Here is a 1,501-nt window from a genome sequence, read left to right as displayed (position 1 = left end):
TCAGGTCCAGCGCCACACCCACACTGAATGCCTTCTCATCGGAATAACTGGTCGGCCGTCCATCCGCCCATTTGATGGAGTAGAACGCCTCGACCGTTCCCCCTTCATTGTCCTTGATCAACTCGGCGTTGATGGGGAACGGCACCGGTTGACCGGCAGTAAACGAGGACAGCTTGAGCGAGTCGTCATACCGACCGGTTTTCGAGCCCAGCCACACACCGGTCACCTCGTCATCCTTGACGGTGTTCAGGTATTCAACGGTCAACGTGGTGCCGGCCGTGTCCGCCGGCAATACGCCGTCCACCACGCCGTCCACTTTCGGCTCCGGCAGCTCTTTCCTCGGTTCGCCGACGTTCAGGATCTCGGCGTGAATCGAGTCGCGGATGGCGTGGGTGGCGTTGACGCGGTTCATCGTTCCCAGCACCGCGTCGTCGATCAGCAACTGGTAATACAGATCCAGCGTGCCGCCTTCGATCTGTTTCAGATGAAGGCCCGGGACGTTGATCAGCAAGGGCACACCGGCCGTGATATCGCCATTGGTAATCGGGCGCAGCGGCAGGTCAGGCAGGTAGGTGCTCAGGTCAGGCCGGGTGCCGAGCCAGATCAGCTTGATCGCCTGGCCGGCCGCAAAGGCGCTGTCGAATGGAATCTCGATGCGCGCCTGTGCCAAGTCCGGATCGAGCGCGCCCTGTGCCGCGTCGAGGGCGACCGGGGCCTGTAACCGCTGGATCTCGCCGATGACATTGATGAACTGGGTCTTGGACAGCAGGTCGGCGGAACCGTCGGCTTTTTTCAGGCGAAAGGACAGGCTGATCTGGGTCTTGGCCAACTGCCGCAGCGCGGCATTGGGTATCGGGATCTCGGGGATGCTGGGGACACTGGCCAGCGCCTCGCCGGTGATTTCCATGTCGATCGGTGCCCCTTCAACCGGTGTGCCCTTGAGCCGGACGATGGGGGTGTCACCCACCTTGAACTTGTTGCTGTCCACGGCAAGGATCTGCGCCGTGCCACAGGCATCCCCCAGCTTGTCGGCATCCAGCTCGTTATTCACCGCTTCCTTGCAGATGGGGGCGGCCAGTCTGTCGGTATCGGACTCCACCCTGACACGCTGCTCGTAACTCCAGTCTTCGGAGCGGTTATCGACCATGTCGTAGAGCTCGAAGGCCACGGCGAGACCGGCATCTGCGGAGTCACCCGCCTCGCGAATGGTTGCCTCGGTGATCTGCACGACAAGCGGCACTGTACCGTCGGCCTCCTCCTGAGTCAGCGGCCCGTGGATGACGAACACCCCGCCCCAGGTCACCTGAACCAAATCGCCGGCCGTTGCATTGGCGTAAGGCTGCGGGCCGTCGTCGGAGGGACCAATGGTGATCGGCACACCGGCGGCGATGTTGTCCTTGTCGATGCCGCCATCGAGAATTTCCCTGGGGATCGTCATTTTCAGTTTCGAGTGCCCCGGCCCTTCGTCGGTGTCATGGCCACCGGGGCGGGTGAGCTTGAT

1 pseudogene is annotated in these 1,501 nt (G+C 62.3%); it reads right to left on the bottom strand.

Going from position 1 to position 1,501, the window contains the following annotated elements:
- A pseudogene (locus tag AC1MDC_RS28610) lies at positions 1-1,501 on the bottom strand (hypothetical protein); the annotation flags it as partial.

The sequence above is a fragment of the Pseudomonas sp. 1 genome, from assembly GCF_056626735.1.
Note: the sequence above shows the minus strand (reverse complement) of the source record. Positions and strands in the feature narration are given on the sequence as shown.